The sequence below is a fragment of the Clostridium sp. CS001 genome, assembly GCF_020443565.1.
GTDB lineage: Bacteria > Bacillota > Clostridia > Clostridiales > Clostridiaceae > Clostridium_AD.
Map to the genome: position 1 here is coordinate 1 of NZ_JAIZZN010000070.1, position 1,462 is coordinate 1,462.

Below are 1,462 nucleotides of genomic sequence, written 5' to 3' on the forward strand. Positions count from 1 at the left end.
TGGTTTACTAGCTCAGTTGGTAGAGCACATGACTTTTAATCATGGTGTCCGGGGTTCGATTCCCCGGTAAGCCACCAAAAAGCACTTCTTTATGAAGTGCTTTTTTTATTTATAATGTTAAAAAAACGTGTAACTTTCTTAAAAAGAAGGGTTTAGTTAAACAAAATTATATGTGAATCCTTCTTATATAAATAAGGTTTTATTCATTTTGTTTTTTCATAAATTTTATGTTATTATAATAATGAAAATATATTAATATTAAAGGAGAGTAATTATGGAAAATAAGGTTTTGGCTATAGTAAATCAAAGTGAAATAACTGAAAAAGATATACAAAGATCATTATTGAGGTTCCCCGAGGAAGCACAAGAGCACTACAAAACAGAAGAGGGTAAAAAACAATTTTTAGATCAAATTATAAATTTTGAACTAATTTACAATTATGCTCTTAGTAATGACATGAAGAATGACCCAGAATACATAGAGCAATTACAGTTAATAGAAAAGGACCTTTTAATACAAATTGGTGTGAAGAACATAATGGATGATGTAGATATAACTGAAGAGGAAGTTCAAAAATACTATGAAGACAATAGCCAAATGTTTAAAGGTGCAGAGACTGTATCAGCTAAACATATATTAGTAGATACTTTAGAACAAATGCAAGAAATTAAAGCAGAAATAACAGCTGGAATGTCATTTGAAGAAGCAGCTGAAAAATATTCCAAGTGTCCATCAGCAGCTCAAGGTGGAAGTTTAGGTAGTTTTACTAAAGGTAGAATGGTACCTGAATTTGAAGAAGCAGCATTTGAATTGGAAGTTCATGAAATAAGTGAACCCGTTAAAAGTCAATTTGGATACCACTTAATACAAGTAGATGATAAGACTCCAGAAGAGATGAAGTCATTAGAAGAATCTAGGCATATGATTGTAAAAAATCTTTTACATCAAAAACAAAATGAGAAGTATATAAATATGATAACAAAATTAAAAGGTGAATATCAAGTAGAGATAAAGTAAGACCATATGATGTTAATCTAATTATAAGGGTAGCAAAAACCAATATTATTCTTAATATTGGTTTTTGAGTATTTCATAAGAAAGTTTTAGATTAATAATGTAAAGGCCTCAAAAATATAAATAAATAAAAAATAAATGAATATATAAATAAAAAATAAATAAGCATATAAAACTGTTGACAAATAAACAAATGCCTAGTATAATAGTAAAAGTCGTCACATGATGACAAAACAAATTGGTCTTTGAAAATTAAACAGAGAAATAGGTAAAGAAACGAAATAATATTTCGTTAAACCAGTTAATTACTTTAGCAAAAAGTAAATTCTTAGTTGTAAGACTAAGAGAATTGTAATGAGCTTGCTAACCAGCCTAACAGTTGGCGCAGATTATAACATTTCAAATTAAAAAGTGTAAACTTTTAAATTGAGAGTTTGATCCTGGCTC

At 28.3% G+C, this 1,462-nt stretch carries 1 protein-coding gene and 1 tRNA gene; both read left to right on the forward strand.

The features are described from left to right. Position 1 precedes the first annotated feature (1 nt). A tRNA-Lys gene (locus tag LGK97_RS19560) sits at positions 2–77 on the forward strand. Between the two features lie 197 nt (positions 78–274). Further along, complete coding sequence (locus tag LGK97_RS19565; RefSeq protein WP_226261994.1) at positions 275–1,018, forward strand: peptidylprolyl isomerase; 744 nt, start codon at positions 275–277, stop codon at positions 1,016–1,018. The last annotated feature ends 444 nt before the right edge of the window (positions 1,019–1,462 follow it).

Coding starts and splice junctions, on each gene's coding strand:
- LGK97_RS19565 (WP_226261994.1), top strand. CDS start 275: ATGGAAAATAAGGTTTTGGCTATAGTAAATCAAAGTGAAATAACTGAA.